This is a genomic window from Methylophaga sp. (assembly GCF_030651745.1).
This window is the reverse complement of sequence record NZ_JAUSCC010000139.1, coordinates 1-4,450: the sequence shown is the minus strand read 5'-3', so window position 1 is coordinate 4,450 and position 4,450 is coordinate 1. Positions and strand designations below refer to the sequence as shown.

Below are 4,450 nucleotides of genomic sequence, written 5' to 3'. Positions count from 1 at the left end.
AAGGGGGATTAGCAAGATAAGAGGCCAGTTTATACGTAAAAAGTTACAAAACTCCGGCATAACATATAAATATTCGAATATTCTAATGCTTTTTCGAAAAAATAATCCTTCTCTCTATGCTATTCTCGGACAGGCTCCTAGGAGATGATGATCTGCAAGCTGAAATCATCAAGATGACTGATCACTTCACTCTGGACCTTTTTACAAAGGGCGTTAAGCAGAGCCAAGTCGTGAGGTCACCCGTCAGTCGCTTGGTATTGGATGTTGAACGGTTTGAGGATGATCATCTTGAACCCATGGCCGTTCGAGGAATGGGAGTCGTTTACAATCGAACCTCTGAGGGTAAATTGTTGCGCAAACCCATTGATGCAAGCGAACGCCAGCAATTAATTGATACCTGGTACCGGCCCCACCATAATAAGTTAACCCTAACGGTACAAAAATGCCTTGAGCGGCATGATCATGTCTTAGTGATCGATGCTCATAGCTTTCCTTCTGTGCCACTGCCTTATGAAACAGATCAGAACCCAAATCGTCCACAGATTTGCATTGGTACTGATGATTTCCATACTTCACCAGCAGTGGAAGTTGCCTTCAACAAAGCATTTACAGAGGCAGGATTCGATACCAGGCTGAACGCCCCTTTTGCCGGCGCTATAGTTCCAATGGACTTCTACAAGACAGATAAACGAGTCCAATCAATTATGATCGAAGTTAACCGAAGGCTATACCTTGATGAAGCGACAGGTGAGCGCAATGAGGCTTACGAAGTCATTGCAACTAAGATTCGCCAATGCATTGACAATGCTGTTAGGAATTGGGGCGAAAAGTACGAGAAAATATGAACAGTTGATACCAATCAATAATTGTCTTGCCTGGAAAACTGCTTGAAATTTGACCGGTCTTTCGCTGGTGAATTGTTCTTTTTGGCCAATGGTCGTATGCAAAACTTTGCATTACGACCAAAAGCAGACCAACACAGGATTTTTCTAGTGTCGGAAGATGAGTAAACAACTGACACCCACATACCCAAAAATCACCGTATTAGACAGAAGAACCTTTAGCGTTGGTGGTATTGTCCAACTTAATGCGTTGACGCGTCTATTCTTGAAGTTTTCCGATGTTATCAAGAAAAACTTGATCCAAAGGGCGATTCCATTGAAGTTTTTTTAAAGGCAATAAGTCACCAAGCAAATACTTAAGCATCAGATTGACAACCATTTCGGACGATTGTTTTTGTGCACAATCAAGCTTCCATGGTCCCGATTTAAATGTTAGGGAATGACCTATGCTGGGTTGTCCGAACCAAATACTGAGATAATGCTCGTCATCAGACATCAATTTAATGAGATCTCCATTGACTGAAGAGGCGAAGGCCGCGCGGATGTTATCTTCTGTCGGCATGTCAAAATGGCCAATTGCATCAGTCCTCAATTTCATGATTATTCCAAATATAATATATGGTTACATCTAATTATAACCGTTGAGTCTCTAGTTTGATTCAGTTGCTCTATCAAATGCGTTCTTCTGCGTTGTGACTGCTGAGTTTTAACCACCATAGCCAAGGCCTTGGTTTGGAAAAGCCACCACCACGAGTTGGTTTCCGTGCGGCACACCGTTATATCACGTACCCCGCAGAAGAATGACTCAGACGATCGGGTGGCACTATCGGCAGCAATTCTGCCTTCTCTAAGTACACCAATTGAGATAGCGCATTCGTGACTGTCCGCTTTATGGAAAGAATTTATCATTTGGAAATATTGAAGGTGCGGCAGGATTGGGTCGGCTGCACTTTTTGACGACTGGCAGCTTTAAGTAATAGGACGCTCAGTAACCACTTTCCATCGATGAATCTGAAGAGAAGACGGTCCTTTGGCGACCCATTCTTGCTGGTCGCGTTTCTCCAAACCAGCCAGTCAGGCAAATTCAGATTTTATGGTGATCCAGCTTTTTGGGAATTTGTACTATCATGCGAATGAAAAATGATGGCTATTTCGTAGTCATCCAACCGGCTATTTATCCACTCATATCCTCCTCATGACGACTGAAAAAATTCCGAAATCCATGGCAGATAAATTTGCCGCTATCACTACTTTAACGGATTCGTTCTGTGAACAGCATTTGAACGATGAATATCGGTCAATGATCCGTCGTGCTGTTGCCGCTTTGGCTAGGAAGCGACCATCGCCACTTCTAAAGGGTAGAGACAATGTTTGGGCTGCCGCTGCGGTTCACGCTATTGGCCGTATCAATTTTCTAGATGATTCCAGTCAATCGCCACACTGCAAGCCGAAAGTAATTTATGAATTTTTTGGAGTTGCGGAATCCACGGGTCAAAATAAATCAAAGGAAATTCGCGAACTATTAAAAATGGGGCCTATGTCACCGGAATGGACTCTTCCCAGCCGTCTTGCTGATAACCCCGTAGTGTGGATGTTGCAGGTCAATGGTTTGATTGTTGATATTCGGTATGAATCGCCTGAATTACAACAAGCAGCCTACGAACAGGGATTGATTCCTTTTATACCAGCAAAGGTGGAAAAATGAGTCGCATCTCTATTGATACTTTGAAAGTCGCAACATTGAAAATTCAGGCAATGGATTTTCGACAAAAAGAATTACTACTCGATGAAATTTATCAGAATCAGCCCCACATGTTGGGTTTGGTATTGGTTCAACAAAAATTCGGTGTTTCTCTTGAGAAGATAGATTTTCTGTTAACCATCTTGCTGACTTGTTTCCAGGCTATGAAGGATTCTGGCTTGAAATGGTCGAAAATTACTGAAGATGAAATTGATCGGCAAATGAATCGCTTCGTGGCGACAGTCAATTTCGCCAATGATTTGGGTAACTCGCTTCAAAACCAGTCAATTCAACAGTATGCCGAAGGACATCACGAAATTGCTTTACTGGCTTATGTTCAAGCTGAAACAGAGAGTTGGTTAAAGCGCATTAAACCCGAAGAAAGTGATAAAAACCTGATCATTGCTGCAATGACCTTTGTAAACTGTATTGCTTCAGCCCGATTGGTTTCATAAGCTAAATGTACATTATGAATCTGGTGGTTAGGGTTACTGGTAAGGCGCCAATGGCTGCTTTGTAGATTTCCAGTTCGCCAAGTCTGGATTTGGCTGACTGTCCGGTCAAGATAGTTGTCGCCGAACAACCCAACGCTGTCGCATTTGATTAAAGCCTATGTGCCCGAACACAATTGCAAGCTGCGACAGGGATGCGGCCTGAAAGATGTCACTTAGAGACAAATGAGGCATGTTCACTCCTATGACGTACAACGTTTGAATTCAGCGGGCGGCAAAAAGCGCAGCTTTTTGACGGTCCGCTGGAATGATTTGTTAGCCATCAGTTCTCTCCTCCAAATAGAGCGCGAACTCGGGAAAATAAAGATGGCCTTTTGGGTCTTGGTGCAAAGTGTTTGAGTAACACTGGATCAGTTGGCTCTCGATCTGCCTCGAGGTTACGTTCGATAGCGCGGGCCAAGATTGGCCAGTCGCTTTCGCGAATTGGCTCGTAGAAGAGCCAGTCGTGTCCGGCCGAATCGAGCCAGCCAGTCCAAAACTCAAGTGCAAGAAGCAACTTTCCAAATTCGGGGCCACCATTGTGAGGAAGCTTTTGGTCGACTTCGTCATAGTTTGCGCCAAGTTCGCCATAGCGCCCGGACTCATGCAACTCAGCCTCGCGGATGAGGATGTCGAGTAGAACCGACTTTGCTTCCGAATACGGCAAGTTCATGATGGCTAACATGGAATTAGACGGTTAACTGTATATCTAGCGAAAGATACTCGTCTACGAGATAATTTATTGATTAGCATACAATTTTTCCTTCTGTATATCATCGGTGAAACGAGCTAATAGCAGGTAATCGTAAATTTACAGTCATTAAATCACACGAAACTATAGCTCGCAACGAGTTGATATTCGTCCATTTTTTCCTAATAAAATGAAATTTATGAGTGACCACTATCGGGCGGTAATCCCTATTTATTTGCCATTAACAAGAATTCATAAAAAATATCACCATAGACGACAGCCCATTCTTCCATGATCGAATAGAGTTTTTTCAAGTCGATTTTTAACAGATTGCCCAAGAGGGGTCATCCTTTTGGTTCCGGCTATTGGGAAAGGCAATCATGGGGCTTTTGGGTTATCATTGAGGTCCCATTGGGGATAGCTGATAGGGCAAAGACTAAAAGGAACAGTTTGAACCTAAATGAAAACTTACCAAGGACAATGAATGGCATCGGTATTTTCCCATATTGCGGTTCCGGCCGTCCTGTATGCCTGTTTCAAAAGTGAAACGCTCAATTTAAAGCTGTTTTTGTTGGCTGCGGTATGCGCTGTTTTCCCCGATATTGATATCATTGGCTTCAAATTCGGCATCCCTTATGGTTCGCAATGGGGACATCGGGGTTTTACGCATTCGTTGGTGTTTGCC

At 43.5% G+C, this 4,450-nt stretch carries 6 protein-coding genes; 4 read left to right on the top strand and 2 right to left on the bottom strand.

What is annotated here, in order from left to right; genetic code table 11:
• The first annotated feature begins 116 nt into the window (after positions 1-116).
• Positions 117-845: an N-formylglutamate amidohydrolase gene (locus tag Q7V21_RS15640; RefSeq protein ID WP_304918162.1), complete on the top strand. Its 729-nt coding sequence runs from the start codon at positions 117-119 to the stop codon at positions 843-845.
• A 256-nt stretch (positions 846-1,101) separates the two neighbouring features.
• Here Q7V21_RS15640 and Q7V21_RS15635 read toward each other — a convergent pair whose 3' ends face one another.
• Positions 1,102-1,440 carry a hypothetical protein gene (locus Q7V21_RS15635; protein ID WP_304918161.1) on the bottom strand — a complete coding sequence of 113 codons (339 nt, stop codon included), beginning with the start codon at positions 1,438-1,440 and terminating at the stop codon, positions 1,102-1,104.
• Between the two features lie 597 nt (positions 1,441-2,037).
• Here Q7V21_RS15635 and Q7V21_RS15630 point away from each other — a divergent pair.
• Entirely contained in the window at positions 2,038-2,547 is a 510-nt protein-coding gene (locus Q7V21_RS15630) for a DUF6398 domain-containing protein (RefSeq protein ID WP_304918160.1), read from the top strand.
• Positions 2,544-3,038, top strand: coding sequence for a hypothetical protein (locus Q7V21_RS15625; protein ID WP_304918159.1), 495 nt, complete (start codon positions 2,544-2,546; stop codon positions 3,036-3,038). Before Q7V21_RS15630 ends, Q7V21_RS15625 begins: the two co-directional genes overlap by 4 nt.
• Before the next feature lie 319 nt (positions 3,039-3,357).
• On the opposite strand, the gene Q7V21_RS15620 is transcribed toward Q7V21_RS15625, so the two are convergent.
• Positions 3,358-3,759 (bottom strand): hypothetical protein, encoded by a 402-nt coding sequence (locus Q7V21_RS15620; RefSeq protein ID WP_304918158.1) that lies wholly within the window; start codon positions 3,757-3,759, stop codon positions 3,358-3,360.
• 490 nt (positions 3,760-4,249) lie between these two features.
• Between Q7V21_RS15620 and Q7V21_RS15615 the strand changes: the two genes are divergently transcribed.
• On the top strand, positions 4,250-4,450 hold a 201-nt coding region (locus Q7V21_RS15615; protein ID WP_304895293.1), incomplete at its 3' end, for a metal-dependent hydrolase.

Bases quoted from the DNA above. Each gene is read 5' to 3' on its own strand.
- Q7V21_RS15640 (WP_304918162.1), top strand. From the start codon at position 117: ATGCTATTCTCGGACAGGCTCCTAGGAGATGATGATCTGCAAGCTGAA.
- Q7V21_RS15635 (WP_304918161.1), bottom strand. From the start codon at position 1,440: ATGAAATTGAGGACTGATGCAATTGGCCATTTTGACATGCCGACAGAA.
- Q7V21_RS15630 (WP_304918160.1), top strand. From the start codon at position 2,038: ATGACGACTGAAAAAATTCCGAAATCCATGGCAGATAAATTTGCCGCT.
- Q7V21_RS15625 (WP_304918159.1), top strand. From the start codon at position 2,544: ATGAGTCGCATCTCTATTGATACTTTGAAAGTCGCAACATTGAAAATT.
- Q7V21_RS15620 (WP_304918158.1), bottom strand. From the start codon at position 3,759: ATGTTAGCCATCATGAACTTGCCGTATTCGGAAGCAAAGTCGGTTCTA.